At 57.1% G+C, this 24,627-nt stretch carries 18 protein-coding genes, 1 pseudogene and 3 CRISPR repeat arrays; of the genes and pseudogenes, 6 read left to right on the top strand and 13 right to left on the bottom strand.

All coding sequences use genetic code 11. The features are described 5' to 3' along the window. Nucleotides 1–2 precede the first annotated feature (2 nt). The 7 genes from ACIPY9_RS01655 to cas1f all read right to left on the bottom strand — a co-directional run bounded on the left by ACIPY9_RS01655 (nt 3) and on the right by cas1f (nt 10,025). On the bottom strand, nt 3–533 hold the full coding sequence (locus ACIPY9_RS01655; RefSeq protein ID WP_400696525.1) for a Bro-N domain-containing protein: 531 nt from the start codon (nt 531–533) through the stop codon (nt 3–5). A 353-nt stretch (nt 534–886) separates the two neighbouring features. Beyond that, nucleotides 887–1,334: a CRISPR direct-repeat array (repeat unit 28 nt; unit sequence TTTCTGAGCTGCCTACACGGCAGTGAAG). Between the two features lie 295 nt (nt 1,335–1,629). Further along, nucleotides 1,630–2,193, bottom strand: coding sequence for a type I-F CRISPR-associated endoribonuclease Cas6/Csy4 (gene cas6f / locus ACIPY9_RS01660; RefSeq protein WP_400696527.1), 564 nt, complete (start codon nt 2,191–2,193; stop codon nt 1,630–1,632). 3 nt (nt 2,194–2,196) lie between these two features. Further along, nucleotides 2,197–3,222, bottom strand: a complete 1,026-nt coding sequence (csy3, locus tag ACIPY9_RS01665; protein WP_400696528.1) for a type I-F CRISPR-associated protein Csy3 — start codon at nt 3,220–3,222, stop codon at nt 2,197–2,199. A gap of 33 nt (nt 3,223–3,255) precedes the next feature. Then, nucleotides 3,256–4,239, bottom strand: coding sequence for a type I-F CRISPR-associated protein Csy2 (gene csy2, locus ACIPY9_RS01670; protein WP_400696529.1), 984 nt, complete (start codon nt 4,237–4,239; stop codon nt 3,256–3,258). Beyond that, complete coding sequence (csy1, locus tag ACIPY9_RS01675) at nt 4,232–5,566, bottom strand: type I-F CRISPR-associated protein Csy1 (RefSeq protein WP_400696530.1); 1,335 nt, start codon at nt 5,564–5,566, stop codon at nt 4,232–4,234. The genes csy2 and csy1 overlap by 8 nt, the downstream gene beginning before the upstream one ends. A 95-nt stretch (nt 5,567–5,661) precedes the next feature. Beyond that, nucleotides 5,662–9,051: a type I-F CRISPR-associated helicase Cas3f gene (cas3f, locus tag ACIPY9_RS01680; protein ID WP_400696531.1), complete on the bottom strand. Its 3,390-nt coding sequence runs from the start codon at nt 9,049–9,051 to the stop codon at nt 5,662–5,664. Then, a complete protein-coding gene (cas1f, locus tag ACIPY9_RS01685; RefSeq protein ID WP_400696533.1) occupies nt 9,048–10,025 on the bottom strand; it encodes a type I-F CRISPR-associated endonuclease Cas1f in 978 nt (325 codons plus the stop codon). Before cas1f ends, cas3f begins: the two co-directional genes overlap by 4 nt. Before the next feature lie 173 nt (nt 10,026–10,198). Next, a CRISPR array of direct repeats spans nt 10,199–11,126; the repeat unit is 28 nt; unit sequence TTTCTGAGCTGCCTATACGGCAGTGAAG. Nucleotides 11,127–11,686: 560 nt separating this feature from the next. On the opposite strand from cas1f, the gene ACIPY9_RS01690 reads away from it, so the two are divergent. The 4 genes from ACIPY9_RS01690 (at nt 11,687) to ACIPY9_RS01705 (ending at nt 14,674) form a co-directional block, all read left to right on the top strand. Next, on the top strand, nt 11,687–11,965 hold the full coding sequence (locus tag ACIPY9_RS01690) for a type II toxin-antitoxin system Phd/YefM family antitoxin (protein ID WP_400696839.1): 279 nt from the start codon (nt 11,687–11,689) through the stop codon (nt 11,963–11,965). Then, nucleotides 11,925–12,248 (top strand): type II toxin-antitoxin system RelE/ParE family toxin, encoded by a 324-nt coding sequence (locus ACIPY9_RS01695; protein WP_400696534.1) that lies wholly within the window; start codon nt 11,925–11,927, stop codon nt 12,246–12,248. The genes ACIPY9_RS01690 and ACIPY9_RS01695 overlap by 41 nt, the downstream gene beginning before the upstream one ends. A gap of 81 nt (nt 12,249–12,329) precedes the next feature. Continuing rightward, nucleotides 12,330–12,777: direct repeats of the CRISPR family, unit length 28 nt; unit sequence TTTCTGAGCTGCCTACACGGCAGTGAAG. Between the two features lie 433 nt (nt 12,778–13,210). Then, entirely contained in the window at nt 13,211–14,053 is an 843-nt protein-coding gene (locus ACIPY9_RS01700) for an AraC family ligand binding domain-containing protein (RefSeq protein ID WP_400696536.1), read from the top strand. Nucleotides 14,054–14,104: 51 nt separating this feature from the next. Then, nucleotides 14,105–14,674 (top strand): LysE family translocator, encoded by a 570-nt coding sequence (locus tag ACIPY9_RS01705; RefSeq protein ID WP_400696537.1) that lies wholly within the window; start codon nt 14,105–14,107, stop codon nt 14,672–14,674. Nucleotides 14,675–14,676: 2 nt separating this feature from the next. Here ACIPY9_RS01705 and ACIPY9_RS01710 read toward each other — a convergent pair whose 3' ends face one another. Both ACIPY9_RS01710 and ACIPY9_RS01715 read right to left on the bottom strand, forming a co-directional pair. Beyond that, a complete protein-coding gene (locus tag ACIPY9_RS01710; protein ID WP_400696539.1) occupies nt 14,677–15,072 on the bottom strand; it encodes a RidA family protein in 396 nt (131 codons plus the stop codon). Further along, nucleotides 15,062–16,198, bottom strand: coding sequence for a DSD1 family PLP-dependent enzyme (locus ACIPY9_RS01715; protein ID WP_400696540.1), 1,137 nt, complete (start codon nt 16,196–16,198; stop codon nt 15,062–15,064). The genes ACIPY9_RS01710 and ACIPY9_RS01715 overlap by 11 nt, the downstream gene beginning before the upstream one ends. Nucleotides 16,199–16,294: 96 nt before the next feature. On the opposite strand from ACIPY9_RS01715, the gene ACIPY9_RS01720 reads away from it, so the two are divergent. Further along, a complete protein-coding gene (locus ACIPY9_RS01720) occupies nt 16,295–17,176 on the top strand; it encodes a LysR family transcriptional regulator (RefSeq protein ID WP_400696541.1) in 882 nt (293 codons plus the stop codon). Between the two features lie 55 nt (nt 17,177–17,231). Here the strand turns inward: ACIPY9_RS01720 and ACIPY9_RS01725 are convergent, their stop codons facing one another. Next, complete coding sequence (locus ACIPY9_RS01725) at nt 17,232–17,462, bottom strand: hypothetical protein (protein ID WP_400696543.1); 231 nt, start codon at nt 17,460–17,462, stop codon at nt 17,232–17,234. A gap of 174 nt (nt 17,463–17,636) precedes the next feature. On the opposite strand from ACIPY9_RS01725, the gene ACIPY9_RS01730 reads away from it, so the two are divergent. Continuing rightward, nucleotides 17,637–21,164 carry an AAA domain-containing protein gene (locus ACIPY9_RS01730; RefSeq protein WP_400696544.1) on the top strand — a complete coding sequence of 1,176 codons (3,528 nt, stop codon included), beginning with the start codon at nt 17,637–17,639 and terminating at the stop codon, nt 21,162–21,164. Nucleotides 21,165–21,501: 337 nt separating this feature from the next. Here ACIPY9_RS01730 and ACIPY9_RS01735 read toward each other — a convergent pair. The 3 genes and pseudogenes from ACIPY9_RS01735 to ACIPY9_RS01745 form a co-directional block, all read right to left on the bottom strand. After that, nucleotides 21,502–21,747 (bottom strand): annotated as a pseudogene (locus ACIPY9_RS01735) (hybrid sensor histidine kinase/response regulator); the annotation flags it as partial. A gap of 42 nt (nt 21,748–21,789) precedes the next feature. Next, nucleotides 21,790–23,052: a DUF1835 domain-containing protein gene (locus ACIPY9_RS01740; RefSeq protein WP_400696546.1), complete on the bottom strand. Its 1,263-nt coding sequence runs from the start codon at nt 23,050–23,052 to the stop codon at nt 21,790–21,792. A gap of 193 nt (nt 23,053–23,245) precedes the next feature. Continuing rightward, complete coding sequence (locus ACIPY9_RS01745) at nt 23,246–24,613, bottom strand: MFS transporter (RefSeq protein ID WP_400696548.1); 1,368 nt, start codon at nt 24,611–24,613, stop codon at nt 23,246–23,248. Nucleotides 24,614–24,627: the final 14 nt, after the last annotated feature.

Below are 24,627 nucleotides of genomic sequence, written 5' to 3' on the forward strand. Positions count from 1 at the left end.
GATCAGGTTGCAAAGGTATCCAGTACCTTGCGCCACATGCCTCGCTGGGGGCGTTGCGGAATCTCTGATATCACATGGGGCATATCCAGCAAACGAATCCATGACTCATCACGCCACTGCATCACGCTCAATGACGTACCCGGCCACTGCAAATGGCTCAGTCTCGGGTTATCCAGCGTCACGTTTTGCCCGCTGTGCAGCACCGGCAATACCTCATGTGTCAGCCACTGTCGCAATGCCCGGTTTTCAGGCACGTAATGGTGAACCAACAACGCAAATGCACCTGATTCGCTGACCATCAACTGTTTTTGCCACTTGCCATTCGCCTGCAACCAGACAACCCGGCGCTGATCGGTATCAAGCTTGAGCACCGAGCGTTCACCCAGTGTCTGGCCCATCAGGCGGGCGAGGTCAGCAAGGCAAAACCATGCCTGAGCTTCGGTGAATATCGCTCGCAACATGCGGTGGTGGCGGGAGAACAAGGTGGCTTCAAAGTGGTCGGTGCAAGGGGACGCGGGCAAGAAATTTCGCATTAAGGGCACTCTACTTGGATTGCTCAATAAAGCTGCCATGGATTGTCGCCAAACAATGGTGGCAGCTGTGTGAGGGTTGGCGAACCGGCAAGTAGAAGAACCCGGCAGACCCGAAGGCCTCCCGCACACAGCCGCCATAACGCGGTGGCAGACAGCATAAAACGACTGTACCGCGATGGGGAGTATTTGTACTTGATCGGGTCGCCAAACCCGCTCGCTGATTGAGCAGCGAACGGCAGTGAGGTTAGCTTGAGGACCAGGGGTAAGAAATGAGGGAATTCAGCTTAAGCCAGTCAAGAGTTATGAGCAGGCTGTAGGAATACCGTTCACGATGTGTAGGTCAAGAAAGCAATTTAGGGGGCTGCCTATACGGCAGTGAAGCGCTCAGAACTCAAGCGCACGGTACCGCTCAATTTCTGAGCTGGCTACACTGCAGTGAAGATCTCGACAACACCCCGATCATGGATGCCAGTTTTCTGAGCTGCCTACACGGCAGTGAAGGCAATGGCCGGGATCAGCAAACAGGCCGATCCTTTCTGAGCTGCCTACACGGCAGTGAAGTCCGGCTTGCTCTGCTCTGCAGCTTTCGCGATTTTCTGAGCTGCCTACACGGCAGTGAAGTCGGCGTAGCGCAGGTTGGCATAGCGCAGGTTTTTCTGAGCTGCCTACACGGCAGTGAAGTTCGAGATCGCCGAACAGGCCTTTGACCGTATTTTCTGAGCTGCCTACACGGCAGTGAAGGTCCATAACTGGGAAGGTCTCGTCCGGCGACATTTCTGAGCTGCCTACACGGCAGTGAAGAAGACACATTTCCCCATAACTATCTGTTTTAAAGGAGAAATCATGCTTTGTAGTCGCTTTTACCCTTTTTTCAGCAGACTTTGTAAGTGATTGATTTTTAAGGAGCCTGAAATGACGCAAAAAAAGAGGGTCAGAAACAGCGCTCGTGAATGCCGTTTTCGCGAATGAATTCGCTCCCACCTATGCCCCTGTTTATTGGTTATCCGAGACGCCGCCGTCGCGGCCAAGGCCCCCTCCCACATCAGTGGGAGGGGGCTTGCCCGTGACAGGGCAAGACAGCCTTTGCCCCCTGAAATCAGAACCAGGGAACAGTGGCCGTGCCGCTCAGCCCATAGCTATTGAATACTCCGGGTTGAGCGCTGGCCTGTAGCGGGCCGTGCTGGATGAACAGGCGGAATGTCTGATCATTGCTGTGGCTGCGCAGTTGGGTAAAGGGCAGGTTGCAGCGCTTGGCGGCATTGTCCGGGATGCGTTCGCGGGCCTGTTCTTCGGTGAGGCCATGACGTTTGATCAGGCGTCGCCGTGCGCGCTCCGGGTTGCTGTCCACTTGTACGCGGCTGACGCGACGATGCTGTGCGCCGCTCGGCACGGTACTCAGATTGCCCACCCGCACATGGTCACGCATGCCTGTCAGCCAGTTCAACGCCAGCAGGGCATCCAGGGCTTGTGCACTGCCGTGCAGGCGCAGACGGTCCCCAAGGCCGGCTCCTTTGCCTTCTACACCCGGGAAGCTGATGCCGATGTCGTCGCGGCGCAGGTCATGCAGACCACGATGCAACTTGGACATCAGTGCGCTCATCAGGTAAGTGGCTGCAAACTCCGGGTCGGGCAGTAATTGCAGGTCGAGGTAATGATCCATGGCTTAGCCCGCCTCACCAAATACACCGCCACGAATCAGGGTCGCGATGACAAAGTGCTGTTGATTCAACTCCGGCACCTTGTCCTTGAGCACCCAGCCGTCGAGCAGGGTGTAGAAGTCATCCTTGGTGCTGCGTGGCTGGCGATAGGCCTTGCCTTGAGTGGTGACCGAGCCATAGGGTTCCACGGCAATCGGGCCGTTGGTATCGGCTTCCTGATACCAGGTGTCGATGCTGCGCAGGGCATTGCCGATCTTTTGCGAATGGATGCCCGCGACGCCATCTACCTGATACAGCGTCTTGCTTTTGCTGCCACTGGCACGATCCAGAATCAGTTCCTGTGACGGGAAGACTTCCTGCCCGGCACCCATGCGTACATACGCCGTCACGCCCAGCAGCACATGCTGTTCTCCGGCCAGACCGCTGGCGATCAGTTTCGTCAGTTCGCCCAGTGCCTTGGTGTTTTCAGCGCTGGTATTGAAGTCCCGCAACGACAGCGCCAGACCATCGAAAATCCAGGTCGATGTAGCCTTGCCATCGACCAAGTGAGCGACTTCCACCTGCACCTGTTCGGCACCGATGCGGTTGCGCCAGAGAAAACGACCATTGGCCAGGTTATGGGCGTAGCGGCGTGCTAGTTCATCGAAGCCGTGGCTGTCCACATAGCTTTTGACAGTCGCCAGCAGCTTGTCCCGGTACTCGGTGTCGTTACAGGCCGAAGGTTGACCGGTGCCGCTCAGGATGCGCAGGGTAAAGCTGACTCGCAGGGTGTCGGCATCATGGGGCAGGGCAGCAACATCGACTGTTTGCAGGTTGGGTTTTTCGATCTGTGCATCCAGCTTGGCGGGGTCCAGATCCTTGGTTTTCAGGCGATTGGAAATGGTGCCGCGAACCGACTTTTCACGAATCGCCAGTGGCGTCCAATCCTTGCGGGACTGCCAGTCGCCAGCATGAAATAACGCATCGGAAGGGTCGAGTTTGCGCTCGAAAGCCAGAACGGAAGCGGTCTTGAGGGTGTTGTCGTTAGCCATGTTCAAATACCTTTTAGGAAGATGGTCAGCAAGTCAGTCGAAGTCGTGAAGCACTACGGGGCGATAGTCATTGGCGCAGCGATAGAGGCCGTCATCAGCTTGTGAGTCGGCGTACCAGAGCATGTGTTCAGGCTTTTGCAGGCGATGAGGGCTGATCCATTCACCGATGCCGTACAGGCTTTCGACGAAACGGAACGGGGTTTGCCCATCGCGGGCATTGGTCACCAAGCCGGGGGCTTGCAGTGCACTCAACGCGCCATAGCCAACGGGGATGGGCACGATCCAGCCGCCGCCCTTCTTATCGTTGACCCACTCAGGTTTCTTGTCCGGGTCTTCGTTGGCAACGCAGTGCCAGTTGATACGTGACAACGACAGCCAGGCGTCGAGTCGAGAGGCATCGGGATTGTCTTCCCGGAGCGCGTCATGCCGTTGTTCCAGCAACTCCTGACGATCGACCAGCGTAAAGCCCGGCAGCAGGCGCAAACGGATCCTGGAGAAGAGTGTTTCTTTGGCCTCATCGTCTTCGGGCATGTTCACCATGAAGGGCTGTTGCTTGTGAGGCGGTGCCGAGGACGGGATCACGCTGCCACCGGCGATGCGCAGTTGCGCAAGCTGATCGCGTACTTGTCTTGCGAGTAGTTGGGCGGCTTCGGCATTGGCAGGCGGCGTTTCGCTTTGCACTGCAAACACCAGGCTGATTTCCATGTGCATCCGACCTTCTTCGACAATCGCGGCAGTGCTGCCGTCCTTGTTGATCGGGTTGCGGGTCAGGCGCAATGTGCTGACGAAACCGCTTTGGGTGATCTGTTCTTCATGATGATGAGCCACGACGCCAACGGCATTGAATTGCAGATCCAGCCCCGTCTCGCTGAGCTTGCGTTCCAGTGCCCACATCAGGCCCAGAAAGGCTGTCATCGACGGAAAACCGTGGGTCAACGGGCTGGAAATCGAGTTGGCGTTCTGCACACGAATACGCGGGATGACCAACAGATGAGTGAAGTGAGGACATTCAGCCATGGGATGCCTCCAGGCCTGTGATGGGCAGAGAGGAGTCTGCCTCGATGATGGCCTGTTTTGCCCAATGTTTCAGTTCCACATCGCCGACAGGCAAGCCGATCTTGCGCAGGATATCGTTCAGCCATTGTCCAAAACGCAGGGCGACCTGCTCGGGCCAGTCACCGCTATGAAAGGCTGTGATAAAGGCCTGGTCTTCATCGAGATGATCGTCACGCAAGGGCAGAGAGATACGCCCGGGATCAAGCCATAGCTGTTCGCACAACGCCAGTGTGCAATCCGGGTGGCGGCTCCAGCCGGGTTCAAACAACTCGCGACTGGCTAGGCCGAAGGCGGCCAGTGATGCGCCCAGCGATTGTTCGATAGGCTTGCGCGTTTCACGAGTCGGCATCGTTCTGGGCGGATCGCGTCTAAGCAGGTCGCACAAGGCTTTGATTTGCTCATCAACGCCCTCAAAGCGCCGAAAGCGATCAAGCGCCGACTCGATATTGAGAAAGTTGCGTGGCCTGTCCTGTTTCCAGCTTGGCGGTATCGAGGCCAATAGGTAATTCACCCCGCCCCGCTCGCTGTTCAACTGGCTGATGTTTTGCGGCTTGGTGCCACCGAGCTTGCGAGTGACCAGATTGCGATAATCGCTGTATGGCGCTTCGTGAAGCTTGTCCTCGCGCTTGGCCTGTCGGGCGGCCTTATTGGTTTCACCGAAGCGACTATCGTTGATGTCCTGATGCACCGCATGGGCAAGGCTGCTGGCGAACAAGGGCTGCAAGAGATGAAAGCCCAAGTTGTCAGTCGGATCACCGGAAACGCTCCAGTACACCTGCTTGGCCATGGTGTGAGTCGTCAAGGCCGCCGCAGGGCGAATCAGTCCCTTGAAGGCCGTTGCCCATTCATGGGCAATGGCCTGGTCATCGCTCAGAGCCTTCAACAGATCGGCATCATTGTCCTGTAGCCAGTCCAGCAAGCGCCGGCCTCCGACTTCCAGCTTGAGAAACTTGTACACATCGAGCGCCGCTGCATTGCCCACGATATCGTCGGCATAGGCCTCGCCCAATACATGGCTGCCTACCTCGGTATGTTGATGCAGTGATTGCGGCACTGCATGCAAACTGCTGCCCCGTGCATCGGGATGCGTGGCCTTGAGCACATGAGTCACCGCCTGAATCTGCGAAACCCGGCGAGCGGCATCGGCCAGCCAGGTGGCGTAGTCATATTTGCTGGCGGCCTCATTGCCATCGCCATCGTTGCCTTTGAGCTTGGCTTCTTTGCGCTCGTTGATAAAAGCGGCGATGGCGTTGCGGAATAGGTTGGAGCGGTTAGATCCTTCATCCATGTTCGGAACCTTTAAAAATCGACTTGGCGGATGCCCGTCTTGTGGTTTCGTTGTGGTCACTCGTTAGCTGCATATGCCTTCCTTTGTCTTGTCTCTTATTCGTTTCTGGATTTTCCAAAGCCCAAAACCGGGTGATACCGCCACCCAAACTTGCTCTCATGCACACTGACCGAGGTAAATTTCTCGGCGCATTTCTTGAGTTCCATGTCTTGGGCTTCGGCCTGCTCTACCAGCAACGCCATCAAATCGTGCCGACCCCAAGGCGTTATGCGTGGGCCAAGCTGGTTGTCGAGGTCGATAAGCGTTAGGTCGCCTTGGGCGAGGGTATGAATCGCCGGTTTACCGCGTTTGGCCTCTTCATGAATGCGGTTCAACAAAAGCTGTTCCTCATCGTCGTCGGGCAGAAACAGCAGTTCGGTTTCCGGGGTAGTCTGTTCGCGGAAGGGCTGTTGTTGAGGTAGCGCCCAGGTCAATGAAGCCTGCGGGTACTGCCAGGCACAGGCAGCATCCAGATCGAGTACCTGCGGTTTGACGCCACGCTTTGTCGGTTGTAATGCCTGACTATGATCCTTGGGCAGCATTTGTGCCGTGAGCCGCTGATGTTCCAGATCGACCAGGCTGGTTTTGGCCTGTTGTTCTTGAATCGGGCGCGGTTGGATTCGGGGGCGGGCGGTCAGCAGCTTGTATTCGTTTTCTTGCAATAGATTGCCGAGCCGGTGTTTGGTCAGCCGGAAGGGATCGCTTAGCACCTTGCTCGTGCTCTCGAAACCAGGCCGAACAAACGCTGCGTCTTGCGGCTGCTCGAAGTGCCGCAGGTTGGTATCGAAGATAAACACATTGGGCGACTGGCACGGCTTGTTGCGATGGCGCTGTATACGCCCGGCCAGTTGAATGAGTGAGCGCATGGACGAAGGCTCCACGATGGCCCAGTCATAGTCATGATCGCGCCCGACCTCGGTTACCGGCGAGCCGAGCACCACAAACAGGTGATTGTGTTCCGGATACTGATCGATGGCCCGTCGAATGTCCGGCACGTCATAAACCGCTTCCGGCTTGCGTCGGTTCAGGCTGCTGTCCAGTTGTGCCTCGATGGCGGAGCGCAGTAATTGCGGAAAGCGCGAGTGATACACGCATAAGTGAATGTGGTGATCTTCTGTGGCTCCGGCTTGAAACAACGCCAGCGCCACATCGAGCAGCGGTTCGATATTGGCCATGCGTACCAGCCCGAAGCTCACCCGTTTGCCACTGCGCGGGCAGGTTTCGGCATGTCGTGCGTGTGCTTGCAGCATGGCGTTGCCCACATGACTGGCGAAGTCGGCACGAATGGCCTCTGGCTTTTTGACCGTGATATTCAGAGGTATCAGTTCGCCGCATCGACGTGGCTCTTCTTTGCCCAGCGCTTCGACGCGACGCTCCACAAAGGCTTCATGTTCTCGAAGAAAGTGCTGAGGGTCGCCACAGGTTGCGCTGTGTGCGGAAAACTCATCCACCCACAGGCAGGCCACTTCGGAGGGCGGATAAGTCTGCTGGTCATGAGTGCCGCGATTGCGGCGATAGTGTAAACGCCCTGCACGATAGGCCTGGAACATGCCATCGACCAGCGCGGGCGGTAGTGTTGCCGACGACAGCAGCACGCGTGTGCCCAGCATGCCCGCCCAGTGCATCAGGCGGGTCAGGGCGGGCAGGTCGGCAAGGTCGAAATCATCCAGTTCGTCGAGCACCAGATCGCTGCTCATCATGCGCAGCATGGGCGCGATCTGGCGGCCTGCCCGCTGTGCTTCGGTGGCGGGCATCAAATGGTCGAGGGTGCAGACCAGCATGGGGGCGGTGAGCAGCGAGCGTATCTGCTGATTGTCCATGGCTTTGGACAACAGGCCATGATCGGCCAATTGGCCTTCGTACAGAACGTGGCTGTCTTCCTCGATCAGGTCCAGCACTGAGCTGGAGCCGGTTTTCTCGGCCTGTTCCTGATGAAACTCGAACAGCGCCCGGCTGGCGGAGCCGCCAACATGCACGGCCAGTTCGTCATCCCTCAGGTGCAGGTCCTTACGATAACTGGCACCGGTCTGAAGAGTCAGCGTGCGCAGCCCCAGCGCAAAGGTGCAGCGAAACCCCAGTTGTGGATCGGCCAGAGCGTTCATGATGCGGGCGTTGGCCAGCGTTTTGCCGCAACCGGTGGACGCCATGTTGATGATGAACGCCCCTTGCTCGACGGACTGGGCACGCAGGCCGACGGCAGCATCGGTGGCCTTGTCCTGCCACTGAAAGCGTTCTGAGCCACTGCGCTTGCGCAACCCTTTGTGGCGGGCAAGGCGTGGCAGATGACGCTCGAAGCCTGGCAAACCGTGGACGATGGTTCCGGTGAGGCGCGCCACGCCCAAGAGGTGTTCATCCAGCGTTTGCTTGGGCTTGCCGTCCTCTGTATTGGCATAAAGCACGCATTGCACATCGCCTTTGATACGCTCTTTCGAGTCCGCCTTGAGGCTGGAGTAATGATGGTCCGCCAGCATCAGGCTCAGGCGTGCCAGGTGCATGACATACGGGTTGTTCAACCAGTCGCCTTTGCCAGCCTTGCCGTTCAGGGCCAGCAATCGAGTCGCCAGCTTGGCCGCCTGGGCACGCCATTTGGGAAGCGTGACCGGCAAGCCATGCTCAAACTGCCAGTAGGCTTCGATTTCATTGGGGGCGGCGGGGCGTTTCACCTCATTCCACTCATGGGTGACGCTTTCAAGCAGATTGGGAAGTTGTTTCATATTGAACAACTGGACTTTCTTGCCAAACCATCCTGGGACTTCTTTATCATTCCACGGCAGCACTGGCAGACGGTGATGGGTGACCACCAGCCAGGCAATCGCTGCTGCCAGCGGTGGCAGATTTTGAAAGGGCGCAGGCGTGTGGGCATCGATGCCATCACGCAGGTAACGGCCGTGCTCCAGCCAGTGAGCATCGTCTTGTGCAGTCGGTTCAGCCAGACGTCTTAGCCAGACCTCATCGGTATCCTGGCCGACAAAGGCCAGAAAAAGACGCAACGACACCCACTCGTGGCGATAAAGGTTTTTCTCCCGCACGGGTGTGCGCAGCCGCTGCTGGAAGGCGATGCTGGATTTGCCAAGGTCATGCAGCAGCGCCGCCATTTGTGCGAGCAAGGTGATGTCTTCAGCGGTGTGCCAGTCGTTTTCATCGCCTTTGCGCAGCACATTGCGACGGGTGATGTTGGTGGGCACTGCGCCTTGCTCGTTGAAGCGGCTGGCATCGCCGACGATCCACAACAATTCGCTGTGGTCCAGCCCTCTTATCCAGTGACAGGCCACAGCCGTGTTGCGACGTGCTGTCTTTTTCAGCAGGCGGCGCAATGTGTCGAGCCCCGCCTGCGTGATCGGCGTTTGCCAGGTCCGGTCACCCCGACGCTCGGCAAACTGATCCAGAATACGGCGGGTTTCGACGAGGGCTCGTTTGTCGCACTGGCAGATCAGCAGAATATTCAAACGACTGACGCCCCCAGTCTTTGCGCAATGTCCTTGAGGCTGTCGATCATGAAGTCCAGGGCTTCGCTGCGAGTCAGATTTTCGATGCAGGCCTGTCGAAACGCTTGCTCATCGTCGCCACGCATGGCCGAGATAAAGGCCTGCGGCAGAATCAGCCCATCCTTGACCAGATCGGCCACGTCGAACACCAGCCCGCCGCGACGGGTCTTGCCATGCAGCACCGCCAGGCCATGAGGCAGGCCGAGCACCCAGGTGGCGGTCGCGGCCATGCCATAGGCGAGGTAATTGCCATGGTCGAGAAACCGGTTGGCCGGGTCGCCGCCGGTGCCACGCTTGGCCCGAGTGAAGTCGCCATATTTCATGGCGTTCGCGGCCAGCTTGAACAGGCGTTTGGTCAGCCGGGCCTCCTCCGTCAGCAGAAAGGTATGGTCCGGGGCGTTATCGAGGGCTGCAAGGGATTGAGCCAATATCGCGTCGAGTTCGGCGGCGTCCACAGTGAACCCGGCCTTGTCGAAGGCCTTGTGCTGACACCACTGGCGACGGATGTGCTCCAGCCTCAAACGTTGAAACGCCTTGGCGGCTTCCAGACGCAGATCGTCCTTGAACCAGAACGCAACCCACTGTTGCAGGTACTCGGTCGGGCGATATTCGCTTTGCGGCGAGAACCAGGCGACCTCGATATCGATTTCATTGGCACTGAACAGCGGCGTCCCGCCACCGCCACAGAAACCGACCAATACACCGGCCTTGGCCAGTTCTCGCATGGCTGCCTGAGTCACCGAAGTACCGGTGCCCAACAACACCGTCGTGGTATTGGCGATGGGGATATTCCAGTAAAGCGACTGCTTGCCCGCGTCGGTCACATACTCGACCCGCCCGCCATTCACCAATACCCGGCAATGCTGCAAGTAATAAATATTCGCACGCTTGGAGTGCAGGATCGTCTTGAGATCCGAAGAACTGATGTCATCCATGAATCGAACCAATAGAGGCGTTATGCCATATGAGGGCTACATATATAGCCGATAGCGTAATGCCGCGTCTCGGGTTTTTCAGGATGGGGGGTCAATGGTCTGGCCGAGAGAGCATTCCGTTATTCTTGTGGGACCGGGGCTACGGATGGAGGCGAGTGGGGGGAGATTGATTTGGTTATGGCTGCCTGTGCGGCAGTGAAGGTCAGCGGATCCGCAACCAGGAGAACCTGGACTTTCTGAGCTGCCTATACGGCAGTGAAGGCAATATCGCTGCCAGCCGCGGCCATTGCTTCTTTCTGAGCTGCCTATACGGCAGTGAAGTGGTCCAACTGAGTTTGATACCAAACACGATCTTTCTGAGCTGCCTATACGGCAGTGAAGCTGCAGGTCATGGGTGATACCACTCGGCGGCATTTCTGAGCTGCCTATACGGCAGTGAAGCATGACTCTCTCCTTGCGCCATGCTGGTACCGTTTCTGAGCTGCCTATACGGCAGTGAAGCCCGAGTAATTGAATTTACCGTCGATGACGTTTTTCTGAGCTGCCTATACGGCAGTGAAGCGGCATTGCCGGGCTGGCGTGATTCAGAATTGTTTCTGAGCTGCCTATACGGCAGTGAAGCGGCGTCTGGGATGGCAGCTTCAAGCCTGCGTTTTCTGAGCTGCCTATACGGCAGTGAAGGTCTGACTCACCGGGTCGATGCCGACCGTGCATTTCTGAGCTGCCTATACGGCAGTGAAGAAGTTGTGAAGGTACGCACAGCAGTTCTCGATTTTCTGAGCTGCCTATACGGCAGTGAAGAAGTTGTGAAGGTACGCACAGCAGTTCTCGATTTTCTGAGCTGCCTATACGGCAGTGAAGGCATTCGCAACTCCATCATCCAGACCCATGGCTTTCTGAGCTGCCTATACGGCAGTGAAGGAGAGGTAAGCAGCGCAGATTACGAGGTTGATTTTCTGAGCTGCCTATACGGCAGTGAAGCTTTCGTCTCGCGAGAAGTACAACTTGGATCTTTTCTGAGCTGCCTATACGGCAGTGAAGAAGACCGCGTCGGGTCGGTCGAATATGCGCTTTTTCTGAGCTGCCTATACGGCAGTGAAGTAGACACTGTGCTCAATAACCCATCGTTTTTAAAGAAAAATCATGCACGAAACGTAGTTTTACCCTTTTTTCTGCGGGTTTCGTAACTGATTGATTTTAAAGGGTGTTGAAAGAGCCTGAAAAAAGAGGGTCCAGAATACCCTCTGATCAGGCCATTTCACCAAGAGCGGGTCATATCGATCAGGTTGCGAAAGCATCCAGTACCTTGCGCCACATACCCCGTTGGGGCCGTTGCGGAATCTCTGATATTACATGGGGCATATCCAGCAATCGAATCCATGATTCATCACGTCATTGCATCACGCTCAATGACGTGCCCAGCCACTGTAAATGGTTAAAATGGTGCTTTTCAGAGTGCTTTTATAAGTGCTAATCTGCTGTCGCTTGACCCAGTGTCCGAACACCCTTATCCCTTTGAAGAAAAGACCTTAATCACGATAGCCAGGCCCGACAGTAGAGAGTCCAGATTAGCTCCATACAGAGAGCCCGTATGACTCGGCCATTAGAGATAGCTCAGGCACGATAGACAGCGCAGATAGCGAGGACAGGTGGATATGGCAATGACTTATGCGGTGCTGGCTGACATTGCAGCGTCGGTTACAGACCTCAAAAAAGACCCCATGGGCACCATCCGCGAAGGCGGCGGCGAAACGGTTGTGATCCTTAATCGAAACGAGCCAGCTTTTTACGCAGTGCCTCCTGCACGGTACGAAGCAATGCTGGAACTGATTGATGATATGCGGCTGGCTGAGATCGTACGTGCGCGACGCGGTGAGCCTACAGTCCGAGTAGATATCGATGACCTCATCGCAGAAGCCGGCGGAGCCGGTAAAGACTAAGTACTCTTTGGAATTCAATGCACGAGCCAGGAAAGAATGGGACAAGCTCGGCAGTGGTATCCAGTTGCAATTTGCAAAGAAGCTCAAGGAGCGCCTGGATAACCCTTGCGTCGAGGCCGATAAACTCAAAGACATGCCGGGTTGCTACAAGATAAAACTCCGGTCCATTGGTTATCGTCTGGTTTATGAAGTCATCGACAATCGCCTGGTTGTCAGTGTGGTTGCCGTTGGCAGACGCGAACGAGGCAACGTGTATGAGAGCGCATCCAGCCGTCTTCGTTGAGTTGTCTCTGGTAACGTGATGAGTCTGCGGACTGTCTGTGTTTTCGCGGGTGGGTCTTTTCTACGTCAAGTGCGAGGCTGTCATCTGAGCTGCCTATGCGGCAGTGAAGTGGCACGTGGCGTAAACAAAGTAATCTTCGTTTTTCTGAGCTGCCTACACGGCAGTGAAGTCCTCTGGGTTCTTGGTCTCCTTGGTCTCATATTTCTGAGCTGCCTACACGGCAGTGAAGTCCTGTTCGCCGCCGGAGTAGTCGCTGGTGATTTTCTGAGCTGCCTACACGGCAGTGAAGCGGCACCTCGATCGACACATGGCCCTGCATCTTTTCTGAGCTGCCTACACGGCAGTGAAGTACAGTCTAATCCGCTTGAGGCTCCGCGAGTATTTCTGAGCTGCCTACACGGCAGTGAAGGCTGTTGCGTGATCGGCATTTCACTTTCCTCTTTTCTGAGCTGCCTACACGGCAGTGAAGCATGTGCCGAAGCGAATTCAATAAGACAGTGATTTCTGAGCTGCCTACACGGCAGTGAAGTAGACACTGTGCTCAATAACCCATCGTTTTTAAAGAGAAATCATGCACGAAACGCAGTTTTACCCTTTTTTCTGCGTGTTTCGTAAGTGATTGATTTTAAAAGGTGTCGAAAAGCGCCGAAAAAAGAGGGTCAAGAACACCCTCTGATGAAGCAGGCATGGCTCGACCGCAATCAGGCCATTTATCTTCAAGGTCGTCAGGTCCGGTCGCTGACTGGATAACAAACGGGAAGCAGGTAGGACCGGATTTATCCGGGAAGACATTCTTTCTGACGGCACACTGGCTGTGATTGCCCGGCCTGTTCCCGGATAAATCCGGTCCTGCAGAAAAGGTTTGTCATGGCCGTTTTACGTCTCCCGCACAAACCTTCTAGACTCTGCCTTCCTCTCACGCGATAACAGCCAGTCCTCCCTCCACTGGCCCACAGGTCGTCATGGCACAGAACAACTGGATCAATCTTGCTCAGGACCGCGATACCGGTATCGAGACCCTGCACGCGCATTTCCAGGGTAATGCTCATGTCTATGACCCCCATTGGCATGACAGCTACCTGGTGGGTGTCACGGAGCAAGGGGTGCAGCAGTTTCATTGCAGGCGGCAACGTTACGCCAGTACGCCGGGGCAGGTGTTCATGCTGGAGCCGGGGGAGATTCATGATGGGGATGCGCCCAGCGCGGATGGCTTTACGTACCGGATGCTGTACCTCGACCCTGGTTGGGTGGCCCGTGAATTGCCGGCGTTGTTTGAGGACGCGCCTGACGGTTATCAGCTCGGGTTCGCCAACACCCTGACGCAAGATGCCGGGTTGACCAACGCCACGCTGTTTGCGTTCTCCGCGCTGCACACGCAGGAGACGCGCCTGTTCAGGCAGAGCGCGCTGGATGGTTTGCTGGAGCGACTGACCGGGAATCTGCGCTGGCGTCTTCGACAGCATCAGGACCCGCGTCTGCCGCAGGTTGCCTTGCGCGCCCGTGATTATCTGCATGCCCACTTTCGCCGCGATCTGGGGCTCGATGAATTGGCACAGGCCTGTGGTGTTGACCGTTTCCGCCTGACTCGGGCCTTCAAGTCGGCATTTGGTCTGCCGCCCCATGCCTATCTCGTGCAATTGCGTCTGGCTCAGGCTCGTCGGTTGTTGGCGGCCGGCGCAAGGCCTGCGCAAGTCGCCAGCGATCTGGGCTTTGCCGACCAAAGTCATCTGGGGCGATGGTTCTTGCGGGCCAATGGCATGACCCCCTCGGCTTATCGCAAGCATTGCACAGACCTTCCAGACTAGGCCCTTGCGCCGGGCGAGCATAACGGCTCCTTGCCTGCGGAGCCTGTGTTCATGCTGTCCTTCATGCTGTTTGCCTTTGTGTCCTCGATTACCCCCGGTCCGACCAACATTCTGGTGCTGAGCAACAGCGCCCGCTATGGCCTGCGTGCCAGCTTGCCGATCATTCTCGGGGGCTGCATGGGCGCGGCGGCCCTGGTGCTGCTGGTGGGCACGGGCGTCGGGCGTTCGCTGGTCCAGGTGCCGGGTGCCCAGTCGCTGATGTCGGTGGTCGGTGTGGCGTGGTTGACCTGGCTGGCGGGGAAGATTTTCAGCGACACGGCCAACCCCCTCGAACAGACGGACAAGCCACAACGTCTCGGTTTTATCGGCGCGGCGGGCCTGCAAGTCGTCAATCCCAAGACCTGGATGATGGCGCTGGCGGTTGTGGGTGTCTTCAGCCAGAGCTCGGTGACGGACCTGGCGCTGGTGTTCTTTCTGGTATCGCTGCCTTGCATGACCAGCTGGGCGCTGCTCGGGACAGGATCGGCGCGGTTGCTCAAGTCCGCGCAGGCCATGCAGCGATTGAATCGCTGCATGGCGGTGCTATTGCTTGTGTCGGCGTGGGCAGGATTCTTGCAGTGAGGTCAGACCGCGCAGCGCGCAACCGCCTCGATTTCAACCCGGTATCCATGATGCAGAACTGGAACAGGCACCACCGCGCGAGCCGGGCGATGCTGGCCCAGGTAGCAGGCATAGAGCTGATCGAACGCGGGCCAGTGTTCAATGCCGACGATGTAGACGGTCACTTTCAGGAGGTCTTCGGCGCGGCAGTCTGCCTTGTCGAGAATCGCCATCAGGTTATTCAAGGCAATCCGAGCCTGGGTGTCGAAAGGTTCGTCGGCACTGTGGCTGCCATCGGCGCGTATCGGTAATTGTCCGGATATCCATAGCAGACCTTGATGTTGCACGGCCTGTGAATAATGCCCGCCCGGTGCGGCGACGTTCGGGGAGTGGATCAGTCCGATCGGTTCACCAGCCATGGAGGCGACTCCAGATGTGGGTTTCGCCATTGGCATCAAGAGCGTGGTAATGAGGGAATTGCGCACCTGTGGCGCAGGCATGATTCGGCAAAATGCGCAGGTGGCTGCCTATCGGGAAGAGGACGGTCAGGTCGCTGTCTGCCGGGGTTTGCAGGGTGACGATGCCGTGTTCCTGATTGGCGCTGCGCAGCAGAGCGCCGTCGATCCATTGGCCGTCCTCGTGACACACCTGGCCATAGGCAAAATCCTGTTGCTGACGCTGGGTGCCACGGTCCCGACTCATGGCCATCCAGCCTGAGTCGGTGATCACCCAACCTTTTTCCAGTTGATGCCCGATGACCGTCGTCAGTACGCTCAAGGCCAGTTCATCGGTTTGGCACACGCCCACGTTATGCATCACCAGATCAAAGAACACATAAACCCCGGCGCGGACTTCAGTCACTCCTTCCAGATCGGCTGCCGATAACGCCGTAGGCGTCGAGCCGATACTCACCTCAGGGCATGTCAGACCTGCTGCCCGGATTCGTTCGGCGGCACTGATACATTGGTAGCGCTCCTGCTCGGCCAGTCGTTGCAGGGCTTCGGCATCATTCAGTTCATAACTGGAGCCAGCATGTGTCATGACTCCGACGAGTTGCATACCTCCGTCATGCAATGTCTGCGCGACGTCGAGCAACAAATTGTCGTCGTACTTGATCCCCGAGCGGTGCCCGTCGCTGTCCACTTCGATCCAGACATCCAGGACTTCGCCTTGTCCCCCGGCAAACGCGACGATGGCCCGGGCACCAGCAATGCTGTCGGTGATGATACTCAGTTTGCAGCCCATACGTTTCAGCGCCAGGGCTTGAGGCAATTTGCCGGGAGCCATGGCGACGGCATAGAGGATGTCGGTGATCCCGGCCGCGAAGCAGTGTTCGGCTTCCTTCAAGGTTGAAACCGTGACACCACTGGCTCCCGCCGAAATCTGTGCATCGATTACCTGTAGGCACTTGCTGGTTTTGACATGAGGGCGCAGGCGAACGCCGAACCCCTCCATGCGTTGCTGCATGCGCTGAATATTGCGCTGCATCCTTGCCACATCGATGACTGCAGCAGGTGTTTCCAGGCCGGAAAGGACGTTGGGCATGATCGGTTCTCGAATGGCGGCTGAAGGACCTCACTCTACTGAATGATCGTAAATTCATGGTTAAATCAAATGTTACCTATGATTAAGATAAAGTGAATGATAACTATCGAAGACCTGCGTCTGGCCGTGACCCTTTCGCGCTCAGAGTCGCTAAGTGCTGCTGCCAGAGCCCTTAATGTATCGCCGCCAGCGCTGTCCATGCGCCTGCGCAAGCTAGAAGCTTTGCTGGGCTCCAATCTGGCCAGTCGGGATGCCCGACGCTTGAGCCTGACAGCCGAAGGAGAACGTTTTGCCAAGGAAAGCGTGGCCTTGCTGGAGAAGCTTGAGGCACTGCCGGAGTCCTTCAGACAACCAAACGATCAATTGAGCGGCATCCTGCGGCTCGCAGCGCCTTTCGGTTATGGCCGTCAGCGCATTGCGCCAATGCTGGCTCGCTTTGCGAAGCTGCACCCCGGGCTTCGTCTGCACCTGGACTTGCGTGAAACACCCTGGCCGGATCGGCATGACAGCGATGCCGTGATCCACATCGGTAGCATTCATGACAGTTCATGGGTTGCCCACACATTGATGCAGAACGAACGTTGGCTGTGTGCCAGTCCGCATTACTTGAAGACTCATGGCACACCGCAGACTCCGGAGGAACTGGCGGACCATCGCTGCATCTGCATTCGTGAGAACGAAGAAGACGTCACGCTCTGGCACCTTCGTAAACAGAACACCCGGCATACCCTACGCATCGAACCCGCTATGCTCTGTAACGATGGCAGCGTTGCTCGACGCTGGGCCGAGCAGGATCAGGGGTTGATCCTGCGTTCGCAGTGGGATGTCAGCGATGCCATCCAGAGTGGCGCACTTGTCCGGGTATTGGCGGACTGGTCGTTCGAGAGCGCGCCGATCCTATTGCTGGTGCCTTCGCGCAAACACCGCACTGCACGGATACAGGCCTTGATGGTGTTTCTTGACGAGTCGTTGAAGTGAGGGGACCTGGTCGTCATGACTGGCTGACGACCAGATTTTGGATATTCGTTCTGGACTAGAGATCTTTCTTCACTTCCTTGTCCACATGCTTGTCTGCCTTGTGGCGCTCTTCATCATCGTGCTTGAGGCCTTTTTCGGCTTCCTTGGCGTCATGCTCGACCCCTTTGTCCACTTCACGATTATCGTGCCGGACGCCTTTTTCCAGCTCGCTTTCAGCAAAGGCCTGGCTGGTGACACTGCCCAACAGCAGCGTTGTAGCGAATGTCGCCATCACTAGCTTCTTCATAGACTTCTCCATTTTCCGAACGGCCGTCCCGTCATGGGGCGATCAGGTTCAACGATAGACCAGCCAGGCAGACTCGCTGGTTTTTGTACAGAGATGCGGGCTGGAGGCTATATGGCATCATTTGCTTGTCTGTTAAGGTTCTATCCCGCTAATGGATCAATATGAATCAGGACGATGAACGAAAACGCTCTCAAATTCGCCAAGTATTGGCGTAACTCGCTGGTCGATGCAGAAAATGATAACGGTGGTCTCAAGTCTGATGGCCTGAGCGGTCATATTGGTCTTCCGGCTGAGGCCTTGCAGTCGGGCTATCTGGGGAGCGAAACCGTCGAATCCCTGTTCAAGGATGAGCCTGAGCGATGCCAGAATATTGAGGTCACTATTCGGCCCTGGGTTTTCAGGGCGCGACTTGAGCACGGTAAAGTCCGAAGCGGCATGCATGCGATAGTGACGCCATTGATCGGGCATGTGCGGGTCAATCGCCACGGGCAACTTTTCCCAACCGCCAATACCGTCATACCACGCGACATTCTCGAACCCTTGGAATCGGGCTGTTTCTCGCTGGGCGATGTCTCCGATGTGGATACCTTTCTGGCAGTCAACACGCTACCGACCTTTGAGCCGCCGGAAGATGACGAGGCTGCGGATGCCGATGAATATGCTTCGCAATGGGCCGCCTACCTGCAGTTTTGTGAGCGCTTCCTAGAGAATGTCTGTCCTGGCTGGCTGCAAGGCGACAACGGTTACGAGCGTTCCAATGAATGGTGTCTGTTCAAGGAAGAAAAGATATCCGGGGCCAGCCAGCATATCGTTCGTCTGTATGATCATATGCGTGATACGAACCCTGACAGTCCACTTTTTGAGCGTTATACCAGTCAGGTAACCCTTAGACCTGAACCCTGTCTGCCGAAAAGTTCAGGTTTTGCATCGCGACTCGGACATGCCAGCGATCAATATGCTTTGGCCGATGAGCAACGTGATGCGCTGGCGCATTTTCTGGCATCTCGCCATGGCGATATTCTGGGGGTGAACGGGCCGCCCGGCACCGGCAAGACAACGTTGCTGTTATCCGTGGTTGCCTCATTGTGGGCCGAGGCGGCGCTTGCGCAGGGAGAGCCTGCGGTGATTGTGGCCAGTTCCACCAACAACCAGGCTGTGACCAATATTCTCGATGCCTTCGGCTCGGATTTCGCCAAGGGGGATGGCCCTTTTGCCGGACGCTGGCTACCGGGTGTCGACAGTTTCGGGGCCTATTTTGCAAGCTCATCTACTAACCCTGAAACAGTACGCAAGTATCAGAGCCAGAGCTTCTTTACCAAGACTGAGTCCTCGGACTATCTGACGCGTGCAAAAGGCGAATGGTTGAGCCGCGCGGCAGTAGCTTTTGCGGAGGTTACGCCGCTTACGGTCGATGTAGCAGTCCAGCAACTGCATCGCACGCTTGAGGCTCGCGTCAATGAGTTGAAGGCGATCGAGCATTCGTGGCATGCGCTTGTCGATGCCCGAGAGGTACTTCGGTCCGAATGGGGCGACGACCCTGATGCTGCTATCGAAAGCGTGCGAGCTGCTGTACAGACGCTCAAGACAAAAAGCTCCCGGCTCAAGGCTCTGGAAAACTCATTTCGTCAGTATCTGGCCGACGAGCCCCTGTGGTACGTGTTGTTTGCCTGGATCGCTCCCATACAGCAAAAACGTCAGCTGCGGGCTTACCTGCATATCGAGCTCAACCACCTTGATCCGCAGACCTCAGAGCCTCTGCTCAGTGAGGAGCAACTGGAGCAGTTGTCATCTCTGAACAAAGTGTCGGCAATTAGTGATGTCCTGGTGGCTTGGCGTAAGGCTGTCACAGAGCTGGTCGCCACGCAGGAAGCCAGAATCGTCAGTGCTCAAGTCCTGCTGCAGGTTCGGCAGCAATGCCTGACGAACTGGCAGAGAGCATTGCTGCCTTTGGAGTTGCCTGCCGATGCGGTGACCGACGATATGACGCTCAGCGAGTGCGATGCACTGACCGACACCCGCATACGCTTTCCGATTTTCCTGTTGAGTACCCATTATTGGGAAGGGCGCTGGTTGCTTGAACTTGAGCAGACCTTGCCGCAAATTCTGAAAGATCACAAAAAAAATGGTCGTAAGAGCCTGGAGAAGCGCTGGCATCGTTGGATGAAGTTGACCCCTTGCGTGGTGTCGACCTTTTTCATGCTGCCCAGCCATCTGAAGGGCAGCAAATATAACGGCAGTGGCCACGACGAGAGTTACATGTACGAGCTTATCGACCTGTTGATCGTCGATGAGGCCGGCCAGGTCCTGCCCGAAGTGGCGGGGGCCTCCTTTGCCTTGGCCAAAAAGGCGTTGGTGATTGGCGATACCCTGCAAATCGAGCCTATCTGGTCGATCCCCGATTCGGTGGATATAGGCAACCTGATGAGCGCCGGGCTGTTGCCACGGGTTGGCGTCGACCAAGCTTATGAAGCGCTCTGTGACACCGGTGTCAGTGCGGCCTCGGGCAGCGTGATGCGTATTGCCCAGAATGCCAGCCGCTACCATTACGACCCCGACATGGCGCGCGGCATGTTCCTCTACGAACATCGTCGTTGCTACGATTCGATCGTCGATTACTGCAATGCCCTCTGCTATAAGGGCAAGCTGGTGCCCAGACGTGGTGAAAAGCCTCAAGGCGGATTACCAGCATTGGGTTATCTGCATGTCGATGGTATGTGCCAACAGCAGAACGGCCGGAGCCGGATGAACCGGCTGGAAGCGGAAACCATCGCGCAATGGCTCGCCGCCCATCGCTCGCAGCTTGAAGAGCGTTATGGTGAGGAGTTGTGGAAGATCGTCGGGGTCATTACACCCTTTGGCGCTCAGTCCCAGGCTATCGCCGAGGCATGTGATGCTTGCGGTATCAGGACCGGAAAGGGCGACGGTGAACTGACGGTGGGCACCGTGCATTCCTTCCAAGGAGCCGCGCGCCCCGTGGTGATCTTTTCGGCGGTGTATTCCAAACACGCCAATGGTGGTTTCATCGACCGTCGCTCAAGCATGCTGAATGTCGCGGTATCCCGCGCCAAGGACAGTTTTCTGGTATTCGGCGACATGGACCTGTTCGGCATGGTGCCTGAAACTAAACCTCGGGGCTTGTTGGCTGAATACCTGCTGCGCGACCCTGCCAGTGAACTGATATTCCAATACCAGCCGCGCAAGGACCTGCAGACTTCTCGATCAACTCTGAAGCATCTGATCAATGCCCCGGCCCACGATCAGTTCCTGCTCAAGATCCTGGCTACTGCAACACGCGAAGTACACATCGTTTCGCCGTGGATCATTTTGCAGCGGATCCATGACATCGGTGCATGGCAAGCCATGATTGATGCTGTTGCACGTGGCATCAAGGTGAAGGTTTATACGGATCGGGATTTCAATCTTGGCGCGCATTGGGAAAGCAATCCCGGCGAAGCACTCAAGCAGGCCTTGCAGGCATTACGAGGCCAGAAAATCGAGTCCCATGTCGTGCGCAAGGTACACAGCAAAATCGTCATGGCTGATGATCAGTTACTGTGCATGGGCTCATTCAACTGGTTCAGCGCAAAGCGTGGAGGTGGGGCCAATTATGAAACGTCCATGGTGTACGAAGGGCCTGATGTGACGGGCGAGATCGGTACCCATCGACAGAGCCTCGTTGCACGTATCGACCCCCTTCATTGATGGCTGGCTTGCGGCAGTCCGAAGTTCTTTTCCTGGCTGCCGCTGTTCAGTGATGATTGGCAAACTGAAATACTTGGTCTGGTGCTTCGGGACGCCTCCACGCTGGTTTGCGGTATGTAGGAGCGTGCAGATCCCTAGGTTTTTTACGAAAAATCGGCGAGCTAAGGTCAGGCAAGGCAAAAAACGGAGAGAAACGGTTGGAGTCTCGCTCGACTTGACGGGTTGTCCATGAGCATTCTGATCGGACTCGCGCACGAGCCGGTTTTTAACGCAGCATGACCGAGCGCAGCCTCTTTACGTACAAAATCTAGGCTACCCCGGGAGGGCCATCGAACACCTAGCGTATCTTTCCGTGAGACATGCAAGGCTTGGGCACTTCTTCAAACTCAGTACCGCTCAAGTCACTGCACTTGATAGAGCTTTCGACGTAACCTGTGGTCAGCAGCACCTTGATTTTCGGATAGCGCTGTTTCACTTCCCCGGGCAGCATTGACCCGTTCATTCCGCCCGGTATGATCAGGTCGCGGAAGAGCAGGTCATAGGTCTCGCCGTTTTCAAAACGCTTCAGCGCTTCTCGTGTATTACCGGTGAAAAGAACGCCACTAATGCGGGCCTATTCAGCCTCTCAACTGTCCGAAAACGATTCACACCAAACTGGCAACGCCTGCTGATCAATTCCCCAATGAGGCTGACCGGAACGTATGCAAATCCCACCAACCCAGCGCTCATGGGTCGCATGCTCCAGCCAATAAGCCGCACCACTCAAAACCTGTTTGCCCAACTCAGTAATCGTCAGCAGGCGGCGAGGCCATTCCAAGTGGCCCTCAGACTCTATCAGCAAGGGGTGTGGGGTATCGATCAGAGGCCTCAGCATCGCGTGAAACATGATGTCCCCGAGAAAGGGCAGCGGCTCGCGCTTACCCATCAGCTCGGCGAAAACCCTGGCAAAGGGCATCGAGCCAGCTTCATTTATCACCTGCAAGGCCAGACGCTCCGTGAGCGATAAACCGTCGCGAACGCCCGGCAATTCCTGTAACTGTCGCAACAACGCCGGAGCCAGAAAGGGCAGGGCGTCATGCGGACTGTGGGCCAGCTTCGCCAGGGCAACGGGCGATGCATCGCAATAAGCCAGCCATGCCTGACGCGCCAACAGCAGCGCCTCCTCATCGACCGGTCTGCGCTGCGGCCAGAGCCAGGCCAGAACGTCGGGAGCCAACTGACCAATGCCGATAAAACGCTGAATGCCGGGTACACGGTCCACTTCGATCAGCTCAAGTTTAGGTGGGAGGCGTTCAAGCCCCGCCAAAGCCCGAATCAGGAAAAGCTGATCATAGGCATCCGCTTCACACCACAAAACGCTGTGGTCGGCGCTGCCGAGTAGCTTGAGGTGAGTGTATTCGTCATCGAGCCTGCGCGTGGTATCGCCCACCGCCATCCCGAAGGCCTGGCTGATGAACTGGCCACGAAGCGCCCGATACGCCTCGGCAGGCAAATCCTGAACCGGTCCCATGCACAGCGGGTCCGTCAGCATCTGAAACGAACCCTTGAAACCCGCCAGTTGCAGGCTGTGCGCAATGTCATTGCCGCATCGCCAATGCACCGTACGCGCCTCATCACTGGCCTCGAAATCCGGATGACGCGCTGCAAACTCGACTGCATCCACGTGCGCCTTCAGCTTCGGCCAACTGCTGAACCCCAACTCTCTGGCGATCAGCCATTGAGCATCGGACAACGTCGGGGAAGCGAAAGAGGGACCACGTGAAATCAGTGAAAGCCCATCAGGTGCAGCGCCGTTTTTCAGATGCTGCAGAAGCGCCTTGGCGCGCTTGCGCTGCTGCTCAAGGTTGATACGACCGTCGTGGGATAACCATGTGGGACGAGTAGGCATACGATCTCCTTGCACAAACCTTGTCCGCTTGAAGGTCGGGAGTCGTAGTGACGAATGCGAGAGGTAAGATCCTGGGCGCAGCCCTTTCCGCGGATGGGGGCGTGGATGGCGCCTGGCGGGAATATAGGCAACGGACGCGATGAATGCAATCTTCACCGCGTGCTCTGTGGGACCGGATTTATCCGGGAAGGCGCTATCGAGCCACCATCCGCAGACTGCTGGCCACACAACCCGCCGCCGCAAAGCCTGCACCGACAGCCAGCGCCAGACTGGGGCCGCCTTCACCGACCAGCCCGAAACACAGGGCCACCAGAGCTGCGCCGGTGGCCTGGCCAATCAGGCGGGAACTGGCCACAGTGCCGCTGGCACCACTGGCCCGTTCCTTGGGGGCACTGGTCATGATCGCCTTGAGGTTGGGGGCTTGAACAAACCCGAACCCGATCCCGCAATAAATCATGCGTGCCACGATTTCGCCGGTCGAAGGATGATCGGGCATCCACAGCAGCGACAGCATGCCGGTACTCAAGATGGCCAGTCCGATGCTGCACAACACGCCCGGTGAATAGCGATCCGACAACCGCCCGGCAAAGGGGCCGATGGCAGCCACCACGACCGACCACGGCGTCATCAGAAAGCCGGTCTGGATTGGATCAAGGCCCAGCGTGTGTTCAAAAAAGAACGGCAGCGACACAAATGCCAGCCCCTGGGCGCTGAACACACAGAACGCGGTGAGAGCCGACAAGGCAAACATCGGGCGTTTGAGCAGGTCCAGCGGAAACATCGGGGCCGGATGATGGCGCTCGCGACGCAACATCAGGGCACCGGCGATCAGGAATACCCCCAGGCCAGCCAGTACGCTGAACATGGACGCCAGTTGGGCGGCCTGACCCAGGGCGAAAATGAGTGCGCCGAAAGTGATCGTGTTCAGCAAGGCTGTCTTGTAATCGAAAGGCTGCTCGGCACGGCTATGGCTTGTGGGCAAGGAGTTCCAGGCGAAGGCCACTGCAAACAGGCCGATGGGCAGGTTGATCGCAAACAGCCAGGGCCAACTGGCGACTGACAGCACCAGCGAGGCCACGGTGGGGCCGATTGAAAAGGAAGTGCCCACCACCAGAGCATTCAGGCCCACCCCGCGCCCCAGATGCTCCCGCGAAAAGATCTGGCCGATCAGAGCGGTGTTCACGCTCATGATCGCGCTGGCACCCAGACCTTGCAGCACCCGTGCAGCGATCAGTGTGCCCAACGAATCCGCCAGACTGCACAGCCCTGAAGCCAGGACAAACACAATGATGCCGCCCAGATAAATCTTGCGCGGCCCGATGACACCCCCCAACGCCGCCAGCGGCAGCAGGGTCGCCACCGCCGCCAACTGATAAGCATTGATGATCCATACCGCTGCGGCGGGTGGCGTATTCAGATCCGCCGCAATCGCGGGCAGGGCGGTATTGGCAATGGCGATATCCAGCGTTGCCAGCGCGATGGACACCAGAATCGCCGCCATCGCCCGCCACTGTCGTGCGGTGAGCTGCGGCGGCGGGCTGATTGCGGTGGAAGACGTCATGGTCCGGTGTTGCT

Origin of the sequence: Pseudomonas sp. NPDC089734, from assembly GCF_044748865.1 — a bacterium.
Taxonomy (GTDB): domain Bacteria; phylum Pseudomonadota; class Gammaproteobacteria; order Pseudomonadales; family Pseudomonadaceae; genus Aquipseudomonas.